Source organism: Brumimicrobium oceani (assembly GCF_003143775.1).
GTDB classification, from domain to species: Bacteria; Bacteroidota; Bacteroidia; order Flavobacteriales_D; family Crocinitomicaceae; genus Brumimicrobium; species Brumimicrobium oceani.
Genome location: NZ_QFRJ01000005.1, coordinates 180,296 through 200,555 on the forward strand (window position 1 = coordinate 180,296; position 20,260 = coordinate 200,555).

The 20,260-nt window shown below is 37.1% G+C and carries 14 protein-coding genes and 1 tRNA gene; 7 read left to right on the forward strand and 8 right to left on the reverse strand.

The window, feature by feature from the left end; all coding sequences use genetic code 11:
- The first annotated feature begins 208 nt into the window (after nucleotides 1-208).
- Nucleotides 209-1,108, forward strand: coding sequence for a LysR family transcriptional regulator (locus tag DIT68_RS08565; RefSeq protein ID WP_109359383.1), 900 nt, complete (start codon nucleotides 209-211; stop codon nucleotides 1,106-1,108).
- Nucleotides 1,109-1,124: 16 nt separating this feature from the next.
- On the opposite strand, the gene DIT68_RS08570 is transcribed toward DIT68_RS08565, so the two are convergent.
- The 4 genes from DIT68_RS08570 to DIT68_RS08585 are packed head-to-tail and all read right to left on the reverse strand — an operon-like array spanning nucleotide 1,125 to nucleotide 6,649.
- Nucleotides 1,125-1,991, reverse strand: coding sequence for a DUF6671 family protein (locus DIT68_RS08570; protein WP_109359384.1), 867 nt, complete (start codon nucleotides 1,989-1,991; stop codon nucleotides 1,125-1,127).
- Nucleotides 1,975-2,490, reverse strand: coding sequence for a carbonic anhydrase (locus DIT68_RS08575; protein ID WP_146194167.1), 516 nt, complete (start codon nucleotides 2,488-2,490; stop codon nucleotides 1,975-1,977). Before DIT68_RS08575 ends, DIT68_RS08570 begins: the two co-directional genes overlap by 17 nt.
- A gap of 22 nt (nucleotides 2,491-2,512) precedes the next feature.
- Nucleotides 2,513-5,005, reverse strand: coding sequence for a YbcC family protein (locus DIT68_RS08580; protein WP_109359386.1), 2,493 nt, complete (start codon nucleotides 5,003-5,005; stop codon nucleotides 2,513-2,515).
- A 24-nt stretch (nucleotides 5,006-5,029) separates the two neighbouring features.
- Nucleotides 5,030-6,649 carry a proton-conducting transporter transmembrane domain-containing protein gene (locus DIT68_RS08585; RefSeq protein ID WP_109359387.1) on the reverse strand — a complete coding sequence of 540 codons (1,620 nt, stop codon included), beginning with the start codon at nucleotides 6,647-6,649 and terminating at the stop codon, nucleotides 5,030-5,032.
- Nucleotides 6,650-6,919: 270 nt separating this feature from the next.
- On the opposite strand from DIT68_RS08585, the gene DIT68_RS08590 reads away from it, so the two are divergent.
- Complete coding sequence (locus tag DIT68_RS08590; RefSeq protein WP_158276147.1) at nucleotides 6,920-7,624, forward strand: energy transducer TonB; 705 nt, start codon at nucleotides 6,920-6,922, stop codon at nucleotides 7,622-7,624.
- A 148-nt stretch (nucleotides 7,625-7,772) separates the two neighbouring features.
- Here DIT68_RS08590 and DIT68_RS08595 read toward each other — a convergent pair whose 3' ends face one another.
- From DIT68_RS08595 to DIT68_RS08605, 3 genes are all read right to left on the reverse strand, one after another.
- Nucleotides 7,773-9,248, reverse strand: a complete 1,476-nt coding sequence (locus DIT68_RS08595; RefSeq protein ID WP_158276148.1) for a tetratricopeptide repeat protein — start codon at nucleotides 9,246-9,248, stop codon at nucleotides 7,773-7,775.
- Nucleotides 9,249-9,910: 662 nt separating this feature from the next.
- A tRNA-Ile gene (locus tag DIT68_RS08600) sits at nucleotides 9,911-9,984 on the reverse strand.
- A 478-nt stretch (nucleotides 9,985-10,462) separates the two neighbouring features.
- On the reverse strand, nucleotides 10,463-11,662 hold the full coding sequence (locus DIT68_RS08605; protein ID WP_109359390.1) for an acyl-CoA dehydrogenase family protein: 1,200 nt from the start codon (nucleotides 11,660-11,662) through the stop codon (nucleotides 10,463-10,465).
- Between the two features lie 221 nt (nucleotides 11,663-11,883).
- Here DIT68_RS08605 and DIT68_RS08610 point away from each other — a divergent pair, with 221 nt between their 5' ends.
- The 5 genes from DIT68_RS08610 to DIT68_RS08630 all read left to right on the forward strand — a co-directional run bounded on the left by DIT68_RS08610 (nucleotide 11,884) and on the right by DIT68_RS08630 (nucleotide 17,789).
- Nucleotides 11,884-12,537, forward strand: a complete 654-nt coding sequence (locus DIT68_RS08610; RefSeq protein WP_109359391.1) for a DUF4271 domain-containing protein — start codon at nucleotides 11,884-11,886, stop codon at nucleotides 12,535-12,537.
- A gap of 37 nt (nucleotides 12,538-12,574) precedes the next feature.
- Complete coding sequence (locus DIT68_RS08615) at nucleotides 12,575-13,327, forward strand: uroporphyrinogen-III synthase (protein WP_109359392.1); 753 nt, start codon at nucleotides 12,575-12,577, stop codon at nucleotides 13,325-13,327.
- Nucleotides 13,328-13,622: 295 nt separating this feature from the next.
- Nucleotides 13,623-16,157 carry a transglycosylase domain-containing protein gene (locus DIT68_RS08620; protein WP_109359393.1) on the forward strand — a complete coding sequence of 845 codons (2,535 nt, stop codon included), beginning with the start codon at nucleotides 13,623-13,625 and terminating at the stop codon, nucleotides 16,155-16,157.
- A gap of 11 nt (nucleotides 16,158-16,168) precedes the next feature.
- The gene (locus tag DIT68_RS08625; protein ID WP_109359394.1) at nucleotides 16,169-16,867 is read left to right on the forward strand and encodes a CoA transferase subunit A; all 699 of its coding nucleotides are present in this window, start codon (nucleotides 16,169-16,171) and stop codon (nucleotides 16,865-16,867) included.
- A gap of 202 nt (nucleotides 16,868-17,069) precedes the next feature.
- Nucleotides 17,070-17,789: a glycosyltransferase family 2 protein gene (locus DIT68_RS08630; protein WP_109359395.1), complete on the forward strand. Its 720-nt coding sequence runs from the start codon at nucleotides 17,070-17,072 to the stop codon at nucleotides 17,787-17,789.
- Nucleotides 17,790-18,105: 316 nt separating this feature from the next.
- Here the strand turns inward: DIT68_RS08630 and DIT68_RS08635 are convergent, their stop codons facing one another.
- Complete coding sequence (locus tag DIT68_RS08635; RefSeq protein ID WP_109359396.1) at nucleotides 18,106-20,250, reverse strand: hypothetical protein; 2,145 nt, start codon at nucleotides 20,248-20,250, stop codon at nucleotides 18,106-18,108.
- Between the last annotated feature and the right edge of the window lie 10 nt (nucleotides 20,251-20,260).

A 20,260-nucleotide genomic window follows, 5' to 3' on the forward strand; every position in this document is an offset into this window, starting at 1 on the left:
ATCACCCACACAAAATTTTTTAGAGTCCATAAATAATTGTTCCTTCCAATGCAAATAGCTAGTTGTATTTTTTGATTTAAACGGGTGATCCAATCCTTCATTCCTTGAATTCAGAAATTCAAATACTTCCTCAATCTTATAATTGTCAACTACCAATTTTTAATTATCAATTATTTATATTTGAAATCAAATCCATAAATATAGGTTTATGCAATATACGCTTCACCAACTCAAGATTTTCTTAAAAATAGTTCAGCTTAAAAGTGTTACAAAAGCTTCGGAGGAATTGTTTTTAACACAGCCCGCTGTTTCCATTCAATTAAAAAAGTTTCAAGACCAATTTTCTGTACCACTCACAGAAATTGTGGGGAGACAGCTTTACGTTACCGATTTTGGAGAGGAAATAGCCAAGGCGGCGGAGAAAATACTCAGTGAAGTAGAGGCCATCAATTACAAAACCATGATTTATCAAAACCAATTGGCGGGCCGCTTAAAGCTTTCGATTGCTTCAACGGGGAAATACGTCATGCCTTACTTTTTATCTGGATTTATGCGACAACATAAAGGTGTAGATTTATTAATGGATGTTACCAATAAATCGCAGGTGGTGAAAAGTTTGGAAAAGAACGAGGTCGATTTCTCTCTGATGTCTGTTGTGCCAGATCAGCTTGCAACGGATGGAGTTCAATTACTCCAGAACGAACTTTATTTGATAGGAAGTTCTAAAGCCTTGAAAGAAAAATCGGGTGAACATATTTTTGAAGATTCTTCATTAATTTATCGTGAAGAAGGTTCTGCTACGAGAGCAGCTATGGAAGGATTTATTAAGTCTAAGAATTTACCTACACATAAAAAACTTGAATTAACATCAAATGAGGCAGTGAAACAAGCTGTTATTGCCGGCTTGGGTTATTCGATTATGCCGCTAATTGGAATTAAAAACGAATTGAAGAATGGGGAACTAGAAATCATTCCCTTCGAAGGACTTCCGATTATATCTAATTGGAATTTAGTTTGGCTAAGCGCCAAGAAACTCTCACCAGTAGCCACCGCTTTTTTGGAGTATATCGAAAAGGAAAAAGACAGTATTGTGGCAGATAACTTCTAAAATTACTGCTTAGCTTTTAAGGATTACAATGTTCACAAAACATGGCTTCCTCTTTTTCTTTTTTATGAGGGAAGAGCACTTTTCTTTTGAAATCACATTTTGCACAGCTAAGTAAATGGTAAAGTGTAGATGGTGTTGGAAAACCGCACAAGTCACACGGTAAACCCGCTTTTGACTGAGTGACGGAGAAACCAGGTGTGTGACATTCAGGGCAACACGATTGTATTTTCTCAATTAGTTTTTGTGTAGCTTTCTCAATAACTTTCATGCGTGTGGGGTTCATCATCGCACGCATATCGGTTTCTATGAATACAGAACCACGGTGGGAGAGCAATAGCTTAAATTCTTTTCGAAGATGATCTAAATTTGTAAAATCCTTGAGCACGAGGCTATGGTCTTGTTCCGATCTCTTTAGGATTAAACCGTGAGATGGAAACAAGGCTTTTTCTGCAAATTGTATGAGTTGTTTTTCTGTACAAATCGTTTGTCCATCAAAATTTGTAGATGTACTTAGTTCTCGTGCTGTAATTTCAAGTTTGTTCTTTTTGTCCATTAACACTATGATTTCGTCATCGGCACTGGCGAAAAACAAGTGAGGGTGAGTACCGAAAGAACCTTCACTGGCAATGGCCAAATCGGTATTTGTTAACTGCATTGCTAATTCACACTTCTTTCGTGCCGTAGTGATAGGATCATCATTCCTTGTTGTTTCTCCTGAAAAAGTACCGAAAATATCGGTGTCGATTAACGCGGGGACTTCAAAAGATACTCCAAGTTTCTCTTTCATAAGTGAACCAATCACTTTTTCTTTTTCGTGTTTGGTGGCTATGGCAAGTTTACGGCCCTTAAAGTATCTGTTTGCAGGACTACATGGATGGTTCATGGGAATTGTCTTTTATGTGTAGCATTTCGAAGCTTAAGGTCTTTCTGTCATAAATTAATCCTTCAATCGTGAGAACGCCAGCTTGAAACTTCGATCCAATGAGGTCTGTTTTTCTCAATTCTTTAACTTGTTTTGTTAAATTCAATTGGAGCAGCTCCATTGCTCGGTCTTTTATATTTTCATGTTTCAAAATAGCTACAGAATTTTCATAAAACACGTCATTCAAAATCTTCTCTTCTTTGGTATTAAAGCCTTCTTCCCCTTGAATTATGGCATTAATGAATCGGCAAGAAGTGTCATTTACAACATAGACTTCTTTGATGTTCTCTCTGTTTATTATTCCGTTTATACTTTCGGCATATCCAAATTTTATGGGAGCGAATACTGCTCCTAATGCGGTGGCAAAGTAGGATTGTCCCGGAAAATTATGTTGAATTCTGTTTTCTAAAAAACAGTCTGGACAGATTAAAAATAATTTGTTCTCATTTGTCTTTTTCATATCTTGTTTTATGATTAATAATTTATGCAATGCTTTCCCATTTCAAATCTCCTGTGTAGCGATGAGAAATTTTCCCTTTATTGTTCATGGCGAGTAGATGAATCCAGTTGTTGTCGCAGAGCTGCTTAACTGAATTGTGTTTGGCTAAAACCTTGTTCATTTCCTCAATTGGTGCTTCAATTATGACATTTAATTTCAATGGTTCGTTTTGGAATTTTTCACCATCATGAACAGATTGCCAAGGCAGCCCTGTTCTTAAATCTCCTGCATAACCTTCCAGCACACCAACTCCTCCTACAATGTTGTGCAATGTTTTATTTCCTGATCCATAATTTTTATTGTCAACAGTGGAGGCGTAGTATTGTAGGTTGATCCAGCTGGTTACAACCATGGGCGCTGTCATAATAAGTTCTAATACGCCGAAGCCTTTATCTTTTTTCCATTCGTAAGAATGTAGAAATGAGCGACCGCCAAAATCTAAGCCTTCGGTTCTGTATCTTGGAGCAACAACAAAGCTTGAACAACCGGCTAGCCCCCATTCAGGGCGAACTTGTGCCCAGTCTTTACTGCGCTTAATTATTTGTTGGTCGGTATCTTTGTTCTGGGCAACATTCATTCTTTTCGCCCTTTCCATTCTTGAATAATGTCCTGCTTCTTTCAACCATTGTTTCAATTCTTTTATGTCTTTTGAATGACTTTGGGGAATTAAATCCTGGTTGAATAACTCCATTTCGTCCGTTGTAGTGTCGTGTTGTGCAGCGACGAAAACTGTGCTTTCGGGAATAATTATCCCCTCTTCTGCAAGGGCTTCCCTAACTTGGTCGTTATTTAGAACAGCAGCGGCCACTTTTGCATTTGCCTCACCTGTCTGACCAGCACAAGCACCACAATCTAAACCAGTTCCATGGGGATTGTTAACGGTAGAAGAACCGTGACCAACCATTAAAATTAATCGTGAAAAGTCTTCAGTTAAAGACATGGCCTTGAGCGCATTTTTTGCCATTTTAATCTGGCCTTCAATAGGAATTCCAGTTGCTTGACCCATGTGTTGACCTACTGATAAGCTGATGCGTTTATTGGATTGCTGCGCTTTGCTTAGTCCTTTATTACTGGGATGTGGAATAGGTCTGGTCATTCCGTAAGAATCAGTAAAAAGCTTTGGTAGATAGGCTAAACCTACAGGGCTCACAAAGCTAAAACAGGAGATTGCTCCAGATTTGAAGTTTTTCCAGGCGTGGTCTACCTGTCGTTTTAGGCTTCTGCTTTTTTCAGCCTGCTTTTGGGTAGATTCATTGGGCATTTCTTCTTTTATAACCGGACCAGTGGGCAGAAGAACAGGACATTGTGCATTTCCTTGGTTGTGGCCCACAGGGTAGTATTTAATTGGAAAAGCAAAGAAGCCTGCAAATCCTAGTGTTTCAACTGAGGGTGCAACCATTTCTAAGTTTCTTCTGTAGAGCTCCGAACGTACATCGATACAAAAGATGGCTTTTACTGTTGTTGGAGTTGTCCGCTTTTTTGAATTTTCTTGTTTCGTTTCAAACTGCTGAATTAACCTGCGTTGTGCCGAATAATCAAAAGCGTCTTGAAGCAGTAATTTCTGTTTTAATTTATCCGTAGATTCTTCCGTTTTTCTTAATTCTTGTAATATTTTGAGTGCATTAGCCCATTTTTCTGGCATTTTAGGTCTTTTCGAACAGCTTAACATTCCTGCTTCCCAACACAAAAGGATACAGAGAAAATCTACAACATTCCCCCCTTCTTTGCCATACAATTCATTTTCAAAATCTATTCTTGCTGAAAAAGCGGACCAACCACCTATTCTTAATAAAAGACAGTGGAGGTAAAGGTTAACGCAATCCTCAGGGATTTTTAATTGGTCCAATGCATATTGTGCCGCTTCGATTGGTTGATCAGGTAGTTCTTTCACCCATTTATTAAACCCGCTCAATCCCATCACTTTTGGTGTTCTATCAACAGAGGCATCGGCTTTCCATGCGGCGAAAAGTGATTCCTTGTTTTGGCTTGTGTTCCAAATTGCTTGACCTTTATCGAAATATGCGCCTGCCCAGATAGAAATTCTGTCGAGCACAAATCTGTTCCAATCTTTTTGTGATAAAGCGGATTTAACATCGCTCACAGTTTGCAATTCAGGATATTGAAATTTGTTGTCAATTTCCCTTCTTAACTCGGCTAAAAAGCGCTGAAAATCTTGAACTTTCTCCAAGCCCTTTCTTTGTCGAACAGCGTTGATGTCCTCTTGTGTTATTTTACCTTTTTCAATTTCGTCTAAGTAGTATTGAATGGGCAGGGTCATTTCAATTCCGGCTATTTTGGAAAGTAAATTAGCTGCTCTTTCGAAGCGCATTTCTGCTAGTCCCATGTACGGATTTACGGCTACGAAATTTTCGAGCGGCCAAACAGGTGCTATTTTTTTGCTGGTAAGCTTTAGCTTTTCGCTTAGCACCGATTTTGTATCCGTTTTTAATAATGGTGAAATGTTTATTGTAGTCATCTTTTTTAGTTTTTAGGTTTCCGTTTATTTTGAACTTGTTTGCGGTGTATCTTTAAAGCCGCTGATGGTGTCTTTAGCGGGTATGTGATAAAGTGACCTTACTAGGCGATCAAAAAGAGAATTAACATAGCAGCCATTTCTTAAATGCACGCCCATTTTCCACCAAAAAGTATTGGAAGCTGCCGTAGGGCTTATAATTTGAATGATGATCACAGCCGAGTAACTCAAGAGAATTAAGCCCATGAGTACAAGTAGGATGAATGTAGGTGGTTTTAGGGCTGGAATTTGTGAATGCAGTAAAAAGTGTGCTCCTGCTTCCAAAAAGAAAAAAGAAAATGCAACAGATGCCGCCAAAATAAGGGTTTTTACTATTCCTTTGAATGGTCCGTCAGAGTCTAAAGCGGGAGCAATTATGGTTGTTAGTCCCATAACGATGATGCTGCCGATAGCAAACATTCCAAACTTTGCGAGGGGATCTATTCCCCAAAGGAAAGCAATAGCAATGAAAATGGTTAAGGCCAAAAGAAAACTAACTATGATTCTGAATGGGCTACCAAGTCGCTTTGGGAGCGCAATTTTTGAAGTGCGCACAAGATCAATAACACTACCAGAAGAGAGGAATGAATGCGCCTTGTAGAAGGAGTGAGCTACCAAATGAAGCATTGCCGCTGCGTATACACCCAAGCCACACATCATTAAACTGAATCCCATGTGTGCCACACTAGAGTAACCAAGCGAAGTTTTGATGGAAGCTTGAGTGATGAAAACCAATGAGGCAAACAATGCAGTAAAACCTCCAACAGCGACCAGAATAACAGGTGCGTAACTTGCTCCGTCCATTACAAATGCCATTCTTGCAATGAGGAAAGGTCCGGCGTTTAACAGACCAGCATGCAATAAGGCAGAAACTGGAGTTGGTGTTTCCATAACTTCAATTAACCATCCATGAGTAGGGAATTGAGCAGATTTTAAAATGGCGGCCAAAACAATGAACATGGCGGCTGCTTCTATGTGATAATTAGAAAGCCCCTCTTCAATGATGCGTTGGAATATGATTTCTAAATTTCCTGTTCCAAAAGCAGAGTAAAGCACGATGAATCCTGCCAACAATGAAATATCTCCAGCCCTTGCCACGATGAACTTTTTACGTGCAGCAATAATAGCCCTTGGCCGATTGGGATAAAAAACCAATAAGCGATGAAGTGCCAGACTTGTGCCCACCCAAGCAATGAATAAAATGGCTAAATTTCCAGAGATAACCAATAGCTGAACTGAGGCAATTGCAGCCGCTAGTCTGCCCATGAAAATACCTTGTCTTTCGTCACCGTCCAGATAGTTGCAGCTAAACTTAACAACAATAAAAGCCAGTAAAGCGATCATAACAAACATAATGATGCTTAGAGCATCCAATCGGAGGGAAATTCCTAAGCCCAATATTTCAAATTTGCTACTTTCCAATAATCCATATTGCATGACCAAGATGGCAAAAAATAGCGAGAGGAGAATATTGAAGAAAGCCGCCGCCATAATTCCTTTTTTTATGGGTGCGACAGAAGAATTTTGCTGAAATTTCGACCAGATGGAAATCAGGACGAAGGACAATGGTGCGAGAAGCGCAAATAGTGAAAGTAAACTCAAATTCATATTTCAATTGTTTTTAATGCTCTGCAAAGTAAAGTATACTAATTCATATATTTTCATTTATATATTTCATGAATACCATAAGCAAAAATTATGAATAGGATTACTGACATAATCAAAGGATGGGAAATCTGTTGCTGAATTATGATGCATTTGTCAAGATTTTTCTTTGATGTTTTAATTTATAAAAGTTTCTAAAAGCCTTTGAAAGCATCGGTTTGAGAAATGGTACAGAACTTGGTTATTCTTCAGTTCACTATTAAACAAAAGATTATGATGAAGAAAAAGAATCCTAAACTCGAACTAGAATCTAGCAGAAAAATATTTTTCCAATTGGGTTTATTTATTGTTGGGTCAGCAACATTAATGGCTTTCTCCTACAAAACTCCTGTCTATCTAAAAGAGAAGAAAGAAGTTGTGGAAAGAACAGCTGATATTCCTATACTGATCGTTGAAAAAGAGCCTTTACCAAAGGTTGAGATTCTAAAGGAAAACAACAGTAAACCGAAAACAGAACCGTCTACTCCTATATTTTCGACTGATTTATTGAATAAGCTGAAAAAGGTGAAGAATACAAATAAGAAACAGAAGCTAGCAGTTACCACGCAACATTTACAGTCAGTAAGCTCAGGTAATTTTAGTGTTGATATGGGAGAGGCGCCCGAAGCAGCGATAGTAGATTATCCAGATTTTGATGCAGAGTTTCAAGGCAATTGGTTGAGCTACCTCAGAAATACGGTAAAATACCCTGAAGAAAGTATAAGGTTTAATGAATCGGGAACGGCCTATGTGAGTTTTGTAGTAGAAATAGACGGAACGATTACAGATGTTGAAGTGAAAAACAAATCACTTTCAAGCGCCCTCCAAAAAGAGGCAATCCGCGTGATAAAAGCATCGCCAAAATGGAAGCCAGGTTCAAAAAATGGAGAGTTTGTACGCTCAACTAAAATCGTGAAGATTAATTTTATTTTGGAGTAAAAAAACGTAATAAACTTTGCCCGATTTTGATGGGGAGTAATTAAAAAGCAAGATGAAAGTTTTGCTTTTTTTGGTTAAAATCAAGCCCTAAATTCATATTGATTATTCAAATATGACATCAAGAATAATCACAACACTGAAATGCAAACTATTTCAAATTTGACTTTTTATTCTCTTTTCTTACTTCTGAAATAAACTCAGATGGTGTTAATGAAGAAACCTTTTTAAAAACTTGTGTGAATTGGCTATGTGATGAAAAGCCTGATTTCTCAGCAATATATGCGAGTTTGTAATCTAAATATTCAGGTTGATCTCGCAATAACTGAATAACAAAATACACCCTCAATTCGTTGATGTAGTTCTTGAAATCATTCTTTTTATGCGTTTTTATAATGTAAGACACATATCGGTTATTGCTGTTTAAATCCGAGGTTAATGTGGATAGGGTAACTTCTTTATTAATGAAGAATTTCTCTTTCTCCAGTTTTTCCAATTCCTCCAATAAACGTTCTTCTGTTTCAGGAGTCATTATTGATTTTGATTTCCCCTCCTTTGTTTCCTGTGATTTTATAGCATCTTCTTGAGTCGACTTCTTGTTCATAGCGTCTTCAAATCGCTCTATTAATTGCTTATATTTTCTGTTTTTTCGTTTGATAGAGACCCTGGCAATGACTACAATATCTATTAAGCTCAAGATTAAAAATATGGATAGCAAAATTAAGATTTGATTACTTCTTTTTTCTTGGTCCGCCTTGTGATGTAGTTTAGACATCAATTCATTCGATATTTGTTTGTTGTTTGCTGTGCGCTTTGCATGAACTTGACTGACTTTTTCATTGTAGTGAACCGTTTTCTCAAAGTCTTCGATGGCCTTGAAGTATTTTGCTAAGTTTTTATAGACTACAAATTGAACTGATAGTTTTTGAGATTGATCAGCAAACTTCTCCGCTTTTTCAAGGTGTTCAATTGCTTGGTCATAGTTTTTATAATGCAATTCAATAGCACCAAGATGATTTTCAATTAAACCAATGAGTTCAGGGCTTTGGTTTTGGGCTAATTCTATTGCTCTATTAGCTTTTTCTTTTGCTTTCTCATAATCTTTAAGCTCCATATAGTACGCCGCAAAAGACTCATATACACTAGCTAAAGCAAAATTGTTTTGAGGATTATCCCCCATTTTCTTTAAATAAGCTTCAGATTTTTCTAATTCATTAAAAGCTTCTTCGAAGTTTCCTTCATCACTTTCATGGAATGCTTTTTCATGATGAATAATACTTTGAATGGCGTAATAGTTAGCTTTAGATTTCCGCTGTGCATTTGCTATTTCCGCATTTTTAATATGCTCCTCTGCTTGTCTAGTTAAGTCAACCCTTCTATATAAAGTAGCTAAATACCCAGAAGCACGCACCTGAAATTCATAATCTTTCTTTTGAATAGCTTTCTTTTCTGATTGTGTTGCCCAATAAATTGCATCTGTTATTTCCCCCTTTTCTTCGTAACACAAGGCCAGTAAGAGCGCACTCTTAATTTTTTGTTGATCATTCTTAGCGTTTTTATATAAGGAATCTGTCATTTCAATTGCTCTATCGATATCTATGTTCCTAACATTTGTAACAATTTCCATATATACGCTGTCAAACGCTGTTAGCTGTTCCTGAGCAAAAATAGGCTTGCTGCTGCCACTAAATATCACGAAGAATGCAAGTGAGAACAGTATGAATGTTTTTTTGAGAAGCATAGGCAAAATGATAGAATTTAATTTTTAGAAATATCAAAACGCGTAATATACGGTTTTATGCCCGTATAAATAAAAATTGCCTGCTTCTAATAATACAATATGGTGATTTAGTAGGTTTGAAGGCTTTAGGTGAGTGATTTGAGTTTTGTTGACTAGGATAGGAGGCTGCAACTCCTTCCCATCTCCAAGAGTCCCTTTTTCTTTAGGCTAAATTAAATTTCCAAAAAAAAGGAGTAAGCACATCCGCCGCTGGTGCAAGATTTTAGCTCGTTCCCGGCTTCAAAGCTAGCTCAATATAACCTTCTCGCCCAAAATTTCACCACAAAAAAAAAGTGAACAAAAACAGTATTGAGCAAGGGCAATAAACAAAGAGATTGACTTTACCGCATAAAAAAAGAGTGAACGCCTCAGCACTCACTCTCTTCACTCTTCTCTGATACGTGGTCCCACCTGGGCTTATTTCGACAAGCTCAATATAAACTTCTTGCCCATAAAGTTTTATCAAAAAAAAAGACCTTACTGATAAGTAAAGTCTTCTTTTATTAACGTGGTCCCACCTGGGCTCGAACCAGGGACTTTCTGATTATGAGTCAGATACTCTAACCAGCTGAGTTATAGGACCGGTTATTTTTACCTAAATGCCTTGAGATTTCCTTCAAAGCGTTGGCAAAAATAGTATTATACTTCATAAAATGCAATAAGAAATGAATTTTTTGTTTTTAATATTGAATTAACTAAATCCTTACCAAATCAAAAACGAAAGGTTCTATCACGAATTCAGTGAAATATCACGTGCCTTTGAGACTAAACCTTAAAAACTTTTTTAGTCATATTTTTTTTAAATCTGCGATCATCTGCGTTGCTTGCAGCCGTGTCATCCGCGTTCCATTACGGCGCAAACAAAAAGATCAATCAAGGCTCTTGGAACTCCATTTTAGATACGGCGTACTATTTACAATAAACCAATAAAATCAGGGTAGAACCAAACAAAAAAGGAGTGAAACAATTGTTCCACTCCTTTGAAAGTAATACCTATAATTTTGATTAGAAACTTTTAAAGTCGAGCATAACGCAAGATTTAAATTTTTCTTTTTAAAATATTATTTTTTTTCTGGCATCTCGCGCGTAAAAGCAGGGATTCCTGTAACATCCATTCCTGTAATCAACAAGTGAATGTCGTGTGTTCCTTCGTAAGTTACCACAGATTCAAGGTTCGCCATATGACGCATCATTGAATATTCAGAAGTGATTCCCATTCCACCGTGCATTTGTCTTGCTTCTCTTGCAATGTTCAATGCGATTTCAACGTTGTTACGTTTGGCCATAGAAATTTGTGCAGAAGTTGCCTTTCCTTCGTTTCTTAATTGACCCAAACGGAAAGTTAGCAATTGAGCTTTTGTGATTTCAGTAATCATTTCAGCCAATTTCTTTTGCATTAATTGGAAAGCTCCGATTGGAACATTGAATTGAGTTCTTTCTTTTGAGTAACGCAATGCTTGATCATAACAATCCATTGCAGCACCCAAAGCACCCCAAGCAATTCCAAAACGAGCAGAATCTAAACAAGATAAAGGTGCTCCCAATCCACTTCTTCCAGGAAGTAAGTTCTCTTTAGGGACTTTTACATTTTCAAAAATTAATTCTCCAGTTGCAGAAGCGCGTAAAGATAATTTTCCATGCATTTCTGGCGTTGAAAAACCTTCCATTCCTCTTTCTACAAGCAGACCATGGATTCTTCCTTCTTCATTTTTTGCCCAAACTACGGCAACATCAGCAAAAGGTGCGTTAGAAATCCACATTTTGGCTCCGTTTAATAGATAATGGTCTCCCATGTCTTTAAAGTTGGAAACCATTCCTCCTGGATCAGAACCATAATCTGGCTCTGTTAGACCAAAACAACCCATCATTTCTCCAGAAGCTAGTTTTGGTAGAAATTTTTGCTTTTGTTCCTCTGATCCGTACTTCCAAATTGGATACATTACCAAAGAACTCTGAACAGATGCTGTAGATCTTAATCCACTATCACAACGCTCTAATTCTTGCATAATTAAACCATAAGAAATTTGGTCTAATCCTGGTCCACCGTATTCTTCTGGAATATATGGTCCAAACGCTCCAATTTCTCCTAATCCACTCAAAATGTGCATTGGGAAAGTAGCGTTTTCATAATGTTCATCAATAATTGGAGAAACTTCTTTCTTTACCCAATCCCTTGCTGTATCACGAATTAATTTATGCTCATCTGACAATAAATCATCCATTGCATAGTAATCCGGGTGTGTATATAAATCTGACTTCATTTTTTACTTTTTAATTCGAAGACAAATTTAACCATTTAATCTCATTTTCTATATAATAAACGGAAGAGAAACAGTGCATCTTATATTTTTGTAATTTTGTGAACATATTGGCGCATTTATATCATTGCGGTTTTATTGAGCAGAGCTCAGTCGTGAACAGAATTGGTTTTGATTCTAATGCTTTTCCAAGCTGTCAAATAGTAGTCTTTAAAAGTTGTTAAATGGAAGAAATGGAGTTGTCCTTACGTGAAGAATTGTTTCCGCATTGGGTGGTTTACGCTTTACTGTTCACAATTACTATGCTTTCTGTATTGAAATTTCAAAAGGAAATGGTCTTCTCCCAAATGAGCAGTACATTTTTTAAAGCACCTTCCTCACTTCCCAATGCACGAGAAAATTTGAGTTTTTTAGGCCTGGGAAATTGGGTGTTGTTATTAAACTATTTTGTGGTTTCAGGAATTGCTGCTTTTATGTTGCTTAGCTACCTCGAAATCAACGAATATTGGTTAATCGCTTTGCCGTCGTTGATTTATTTGTTTCAGCTTTCTTCCTTGTTCTTTGTTGGTTCTTTGTCTGGCGAATTTAAATATGTGAAGGATAATATTCTTTTGTTAAATTTTACCGCCCATATTTCGGGAATTGCACTTATTCCAATATTATTTATTTGGATTTTGAATCCACAATTGTCTGAGTACATGTTGGTGTCCTTGGCTTCCGTGCTTACTTTGTTTTATTTCATACGTTTAGTAAGAGGATTCTTGCTCGCTATTCGCAATAAAGCATTGTGGTATTACATAATTTTGTACCTTTGCGGCTTGGAAATCTGGCCGATAGTAGTGGGATATCTGCTTGTATCGCCTGTTTTCATTGGGTAATTCGTATAATATTTATGAACTAAAGTACTGCTAAATTTTGAGTATTCGAACGATTTTAGTATCACAGCCAGAACCGGAAACAAATAAGAATCCGTATCTCGCACTTGCCGAGAATTATAAACTTCAAGTCGACTTCAGACCTTTTATTCACGTAGAAGGGGTGGACAAAACTGAGTTTAGAAATCAAAAGGTGAATTTTTCAGATCATTCCGCTGTAGTTTTAACTTCAAAAACAGCTGTTGATCATTACTTCCGCATGGCTGAGGACTGTAGATTTGAGGTTCCAACGGCGATGAAATATTTTTGTATTTCCGAAGCTGTGGCTTATTATTTACAAAAGTATGTTACCTACAGAAAAAGAAAGATTTTTCATGGGAAAACAAATATTGAAGACTTAATGGATTCAATAAAAAAGCATAAAAAAGAGAAGTTTTTATTGCCGTGCTCTGATATTTTAAGGGACAGTATTCCAATGGCTTTAGATAGAGAGAAAATCAATTATTCTAAAGTTGTTTTATACAGAACAGTGGCCTCTGATTTGTCTGATTTAGAAAGTGTGCAGTATGATGTTTTGGTGTTCTTTTCACCATCAGGAATAGAGTCTCTATTAAAGAACTTCCCTGATTTCAAACAGAATGACACATTGATTGCAGCCTTTGGACCAACAACGGCAAAAGCTGTAATAGACAACAACCTGAGACTGGACATTCATGCGCCTCAACCGCAAATGCCGTCTATGTCTATGGCTATTGAGAACTTCATTAAAGAAGCTAAAAAGAAGAAAAAATAATTTTCTATAGAATTGAAGAAAATCGCCTCGTGAAAATGAGGCGATTTTTTTTGGTGTGATTTTTTTTTGAATCTCCGAATTGCATTTTTAATGGATCGAACGATTACTCCCTTTGGTCATGAGATCGGTTCACTAAGTTTACAAATCGTCCCTGCGCTGTATCTCCGATTTGAATTTTTGGATACTCAAAAACGAATTCACGACTCACCAAATCACCAAAAAACTATAATTCTATCCTCTTCATTATTTCAATGTCGCAATTATGATTAAATTTATCTTTTCATAAAAATTCCTGATGTCAAAAAAAGAATCAAAAGCAAAAAAAGGCAGTGCCCACTTTAAAAAACCAATAGCTAAGTCCTTAATTTTCCTGTTCTGGATTGTTGGATTAACACCTTTCTTTTTTATCCTTTATTTGCGTTATGTTCAGACAGATAGCGACACCTTGCCTTCTGTTTCTATGTTAGAGAATCAGGAAGAACTTTTGGCAACTACTGTTTTTGCCGATGATGGAATGACGGAGTTAGGGAAATATTGGACCATTAATCGAACGAGTGTGCCTTACAATGAAATTTCACCTTATGTAATTTCAGCACTAATCGCAACAGAGGACGAAAGATTTGAAGACCATTCAGGAATTGATGCCAAAGCCGTTGGACGCGCCATTGCAAATATGGGTGAAGCTGGTGGGGCATCAACTATTTCTCAACAATTGGCGAAGTTGATTTTTACTCTAAAGGAAAGAGATGAAAGAAGAGCTGCCCAACAAGAGGGTTTAGGGAAAACTGACGAAGAGCAGCGAGTTGAGAAAATGAGCGGCATCGAAAGGAGGCTATATGAGAAGGTCAAAGAAAACGTTATTGCGTTGCGTTTAGAACGAAGATATACAAAGAAGGAAATTATAACAATGTATCTTAATCAGTTTGATTTTCTTGAAAACGCGGTGGGAATTTCAAGCGCATCTAGGGTTTATTTTAATAAAAAAGCATCAGAGTTGAGTAAAGACGAAGCTGCAATTCTTGTGGGAATGTGTAAAAACCCTGGACTTTATAATCCTTATGGTTTTACTGTGAAAGACTATTCCGGAAGACTTTCTGCGCGATTGAATATTTCTAAAGACCAAGTAACACAAGCCGACAAGAAAGCAGAGAGAGAAAGTGATTCTTTGCGTGCCATTAGCCGTAGAAATGTGGTGCTTCACCAGTGGTACCTAAATTCTAAGAAAGAAAATCCAGCATTAACGACTACTATTTCAAAAGAAGAGTACGATAGTTTAAAACAATTGCCCATCGTTACAGATTATCAAACTGTAGATCACAAGGAAGGATTGGCGCCTTACTTTAGAGAATCCTTAAGGGGGAAAATCACCGATATTCTTAATGAAAAAAATGAGGAGGACGAGTATAAATATCAAAAACCAAACGGTGATCGCTACAATATTTATGATGACGGACTAAAAATTTATACGACCATAAATGCGGATATTCAAAAGCATGCCGAATTAGCATTAAAAAAGCACTTGAAGAAAAATATTCAGGAGCCTTTTACGAAGAATAACCAAAGAACGGATAAGTATCCTTTTGCTTATGACATTAAGGACAATACCATAGAATCTTTGATGAATAGTGCCCGAAAGAGATCAACAAGGTACAGAAGTATGCGACGAAGAGACATTTCTGTGGAAGAAGCTATTGCGAGTTTCGATAAAAAAGTACCCATGAAAGTGTTCTCTTGGGATGGCGATATAGACACTGTTTTAACTCCAAATGATTCTATTCGTTACTATAAAAACATCATGCGTGCCGGTCTGGTTTCTATTGAACCACAAACAGGATTTATAAAGGCATGGGTTGGTGGTCCAGATATTAACCATTTTGCTTATGATCATGTAGCTCAAGGAAAACGTCAGGTAGGTTCTACAATTAAACCCTTTATTTATTCGGCTGGAATGCAGTTTGGCGTGCTTACACCATGTGAAACAACGCCAAATATTTCTTATTGCGTAGATGTGCAAACAGGCTCACGTCCAGAAGACATGACGCAATGGTGTCCAAAAAACTCAGGTTCGAAAATGAAAGGAGAACCGGTTTCTTTTGAAAAAGGATTAGCCAACTCTATGAACAATATCACGGTGGCGGTAATGTCTAAAATGGGTGGTGTTGCAGGCCCAAGAGCGGTAGCGAAATTGATGAGTAACCTGAACATTAATTTGAGAAAAGAAGATATTGTTCCAGCAATGTGTCTTGGGGTAATGGACTTGTCTTTATTGGAAATGGTAGGTGCTCAATCTGCTTTTGTAAATGGAGGAATTTATACAGAACCCACTTCGATAATTAGAATTGAAGACAGGAATGGAAATGTAATTTACGAACATCAACCAATTGCCAGAGAGGCAATGTCGGAAGAGTTGGCTTATGCAACACTGATGATGATGCAGAAAGTGGTAACGCAAGGAACTGGTGCAAGTTTGAGAGGAACTTGGAGAGGGGATTGGGGTGGAATAACACAACCCACTGCAGGTAAAACAGGAACAACTCAAAATAACTCGGATGGTTGGTTTATGGGCTTAACACCTGATTTAGTAACAGGAGTATGGGTAGGAGCAGAGGATATGGCTGTTCGTTTCCGTTCAATGGAATGGGGACAAGGAGCGCGTATGGCTTTGCCTATTTATGGATATATGATGCAAGGGGTATACAAAGATCCGAACATTCATATTTCAACCGAGCCGTTTGAAGAGCCTTTTGGTTATGAAAACTCAATGTATAATTGTAATAATAAGTCAGGGGAAACAAATGAAGATAAAACGCCTGACTTTGGAATATTTTAAAGAATAATAGTATGAGAAAGACTGTAGATAATGTAGAAAAAGCATGCGAGGGAATTGAATCTGGCATGACCTTAATGTTAGGTGGTTTTGGTTTGTGCGGTATTCCAGAAAACTCAATTGCACATCTTGTGGAAATGGGGGTAAAGGATTTAACTTGTATTTCTAATAATGCAGGGGTGGATGACTTTGGTTTAGGATTATTGCTGCAAAAGAAACAAATTAAAAAAATGATTTCTTCTTACGTTGGAGAAAATGATGAGTTCGAACGTCAAATGCTTTCTGGTGAGCTCGAAGTAGATTTAATTCCTCAAGGTTCTTTGGCTGAACGTTGTCGTGCTGGTGGAAATGGAATTCCTGCTTTTTATACTCCAGCTGGATATGGAACTGAGGTTGCAGAAGGAAAGGAGGTGCGCGATTTTGATGGAAAGCCACATATTTTAGAAACGGCTTTAACTGCTGATTATGCAATTGTAAAAGCTTGGAAGGGAGATACGGAAGGAAACTTAATTTATAAAGGAACTGCAAGAAACTTTAATCCAGTAATGGCCATGGCGGGAAAAACGACCATCGCCGAAGTAGAGATTTTAGTGGAAGCTGGAGAGTTAGATCCTAACGAAATTCATACGCCTGGAATTTTCGTTCAACGTATTTTTAAAGGAGAAAAATTTGAAAAGAGAATTGAACAATTAACGGTAAGGAAAAAGGCTTAAAGCTTTGTCAACTATGCATAAAGGCAGTGTTTTAATTGAGAATGCTGCCTTTTGTTTTTTCCTTTTATATTGGTTTTGACTAATTTCCAATCACAGAGGAGGTTTAGCATTAAAGCAGAAGACTGTTGCTTTCAATTATAATTTTCTGAAAATTTATTTCGTTTCATCAAATTTACTCTACTTTTAAACCATATTTACAGCAATGAATATTAAAAAATTATCTATTCTGATTCCTGCTTACAACGAAGGAAGGACAATTCATCTTATTTTGGATAAGGTAAAAGAGGTGGAATTGATTAATGGTATCGAGAAGGAGGTGATCATTGTGAATGATTGTTCTAGCGATGATACTGTGCTAAAGATTGAGGAATATATGCGCAGTAATCCGGATTTCAAGATTCAATTATTTTCCCAAGACTTTAATAAAGGAAAAGGTGCGGCTATAAATCGTGCAATTCAAGAGTGCACGGGAGATTATATGATTATTCAAGATGCAGATTTGGAGTATGATCCGGAAGAGTATAATTTGCTTTTAAAGCCTGTTTTTAAGGATAATGCTGATGCTGTTTATGGCTCGCGTTTTATGGGACATCATCCGCACAGAATTTTGTTCTATTGGCATTCTATAGGAAATAAGTTTTTAACCAGCTTGTCTAATGTAATGACGAATTTGAATTTGTCGGATATGGAGACTTGTTATAAATTGATCCGTGTTTCAATTGCCAAGAATATAGTGATCAAGGAGAATCGTTTTGGTATAGAACCAGAAATTACTGCCAAATTAGCTAGGATTCCTAAAGTTAAAATCTACGAGGTTGGAATTTCATACTACGGAAGAACTTACGATGAAGGGAAGAAGATTGGATGGAAGGATGGTTTTAGGGCTATTTATTGTATTTTCAAATATAGATTTTCTAAGTAGAAGAAAGGGGGGAGGCGGTCGCTGCGCTCTCATTCTCTTTCCCACTCTTTATTTGTTTCCCGCAGATTTTCGCGGATTGCGCAGATCTTTTTGGGGGCGATGGCGCACAGTTTTCCCGCAGATTTCGCAGATGCTTTTTGGTTCGCTGGCGCTCTCTTTTTCCTCTCGTTTGAAATATGCCCCTAGCCTAATGTCATCCTGAAGTAAATTTCTTTTTCAATTGGTTGAAAATAGAAATTTGCGAAGGATCTTGTCTGTTCACCGCTTAATCACATACTTGATTAGATATATTTACTGGTAAAGTTCCGTATAGGCATTAAAAATTAATACTTACTCCTGGTCCGATGAGGAAGAAAAATTTTGATTCGTTTAAGAAATAACCCATTCCTGCGTAGAGCGGAAAGGAGAATCTGCGGTTTTTCTTCGTAGGGTAAACAGAGCCCAATAAAACGATTCCTAAATCTCTTTCAGCATTTTCATTGAAATTAAAGGCGTTCTTTGCCAAGAAACCAGCTCCTATTTTAAAAGGACGTAGTTTTTGAATCTCATTTCTTTGGTAAAATGAGAATTGTGCTAACATGGAAAGTGAAATACCACTTAATCCAGGGAAGCCGGGTTCGCCAACTTTTTTGATGATTAGTCCGGCAGGGATTGATAAATCCACATCGAAAGCAACATATTTAGCTTTGATGATTTCTACACGACTCGTGTAACCTTGTCCTCCATACACATTTTTTCGGTGTCGAATTATTAATTCTACTTTCGCCCAATTTTCTAAACTGTGCGTTTTGTTGGATAAATAGTCGTTGATTGAAATAATTTCATTCATGCAGCCGGTTGAGCTGGTGTAAGCAAAACTCCTCGGTGAATTTGAACCCGGACACACTACAATGTCATCTATAATTTGCTTTTCTACCAGCTTATTGTTGGCATCCGTAATGCGTACTTCTACTTCTAAAAACTGCTTGCCGTACAGTTGAAAAGCATCATCGATATACTGATTGTCGAACTGAATATTTACATCACCTATTGTGGTTTCATGCAAAATAGGTTGGGTTGCATCCTTGGCTACCGCGGGGGTTCCGCCATATTCTATAATTACAAAATCCAGTTCTTTTGGACGCTGATATTCTATAATGTCTAGCATAACGCTAGTTTTCACGTCTCCAGTATAAATATTGACACTTTTTTTACGAATATCTATGGGTACCTTCAGTAAATAATGAGCAACAGACTCATTTCTGATTAAACTGTCGCTTGAAAGATCTACTAAATCTTCAAATTTAAAGTCTGTTCTGTTTAAGCCTTCTCCTTGCAATCTGATTTCAACCGTTTCTCCAGGGTAGACTTGCTTTGTATTTACCCAACTTCCTCCTTGTCGAAGAATACTCACGTTATTAATTTTGGGTTCTGGAAGAATATTAATGTTGGTAATGAATTTCGGAACATCACCGTCTTTGATGTATAAATAACCCGAGGATATTCTATGATAATTATAAGGTCTAAACATACAGAGGATCTTGTCGTTGCTTAGCCGTCTAACTGTATACATTTCTGCAATTAAAGGTCCGCCAGTTTCATCTGTAGCTTCTAATCGGTAGGTTTTGTTGATGGCCAACAACCTATGATTGTCGATTTGTAGCTCAACTCCTTTTGGACTCTTTGTTTCCCAAATGATCTCCTTGCTATCAAAAGTCAAGAATTTCAAACGTGATCCTTTAACATTGAATGTAAAACTCTGTTTATCTAAAAGGTACTTTGGCCTCCTGTGCTGAATGTTTGGACGATATAATTTGATGGTGAATTCAACTTCTAGGTTTCCGGTTTCGGTAGGAATTATAGAAAGCCATATTTTGTCATTGCTTCTATGAATCCTGTATTCATAACCTTCACTTTGCTTCCACAAAGGATCTATAACTATATTATCTGGTTGATTGGTTACCAACTCAAATGTTTTCTCATCTCCGATATATAAATCACTTTCGCCTGGATAAATGGTCGCATAGGTTAAGGTGTAGGGGAAGATAGGAATTGCCAAAGATTTATTGTCTACCGCTAATTCTACATTAAGAAAAACAGCTTGTGCAAGGTCTGAAAACTGTACTTTGAAATGATAATATCCATCCATTCTTAGAGAGAGTGAATCAATAATTTTGTATTCATTCGAGGGGTTTAATTTCCAGTTTTCTTTCAGTTCGGAATGCTTGTTTGGAAATATGCGAAATTCAACGATGGCATTGGTTTCTTGATATTCGAAGGGTATTTTCCATTCATTTTCTACATATATTCTGTCCAAAGAATACTTGTAAATATTGGTGTCTATTCGCATTTGAACGTCCGAGAAATGAGAAAATATATTTCCCTGTGCACTTACTGCTTGAGCTTTTATTCCAAAAATAGTGAAGAAAAAAACAAGAGTAAAAAGGGGGAAACGCAGAAAATTTTTCGAACTAATTTGCATAATCAATTTG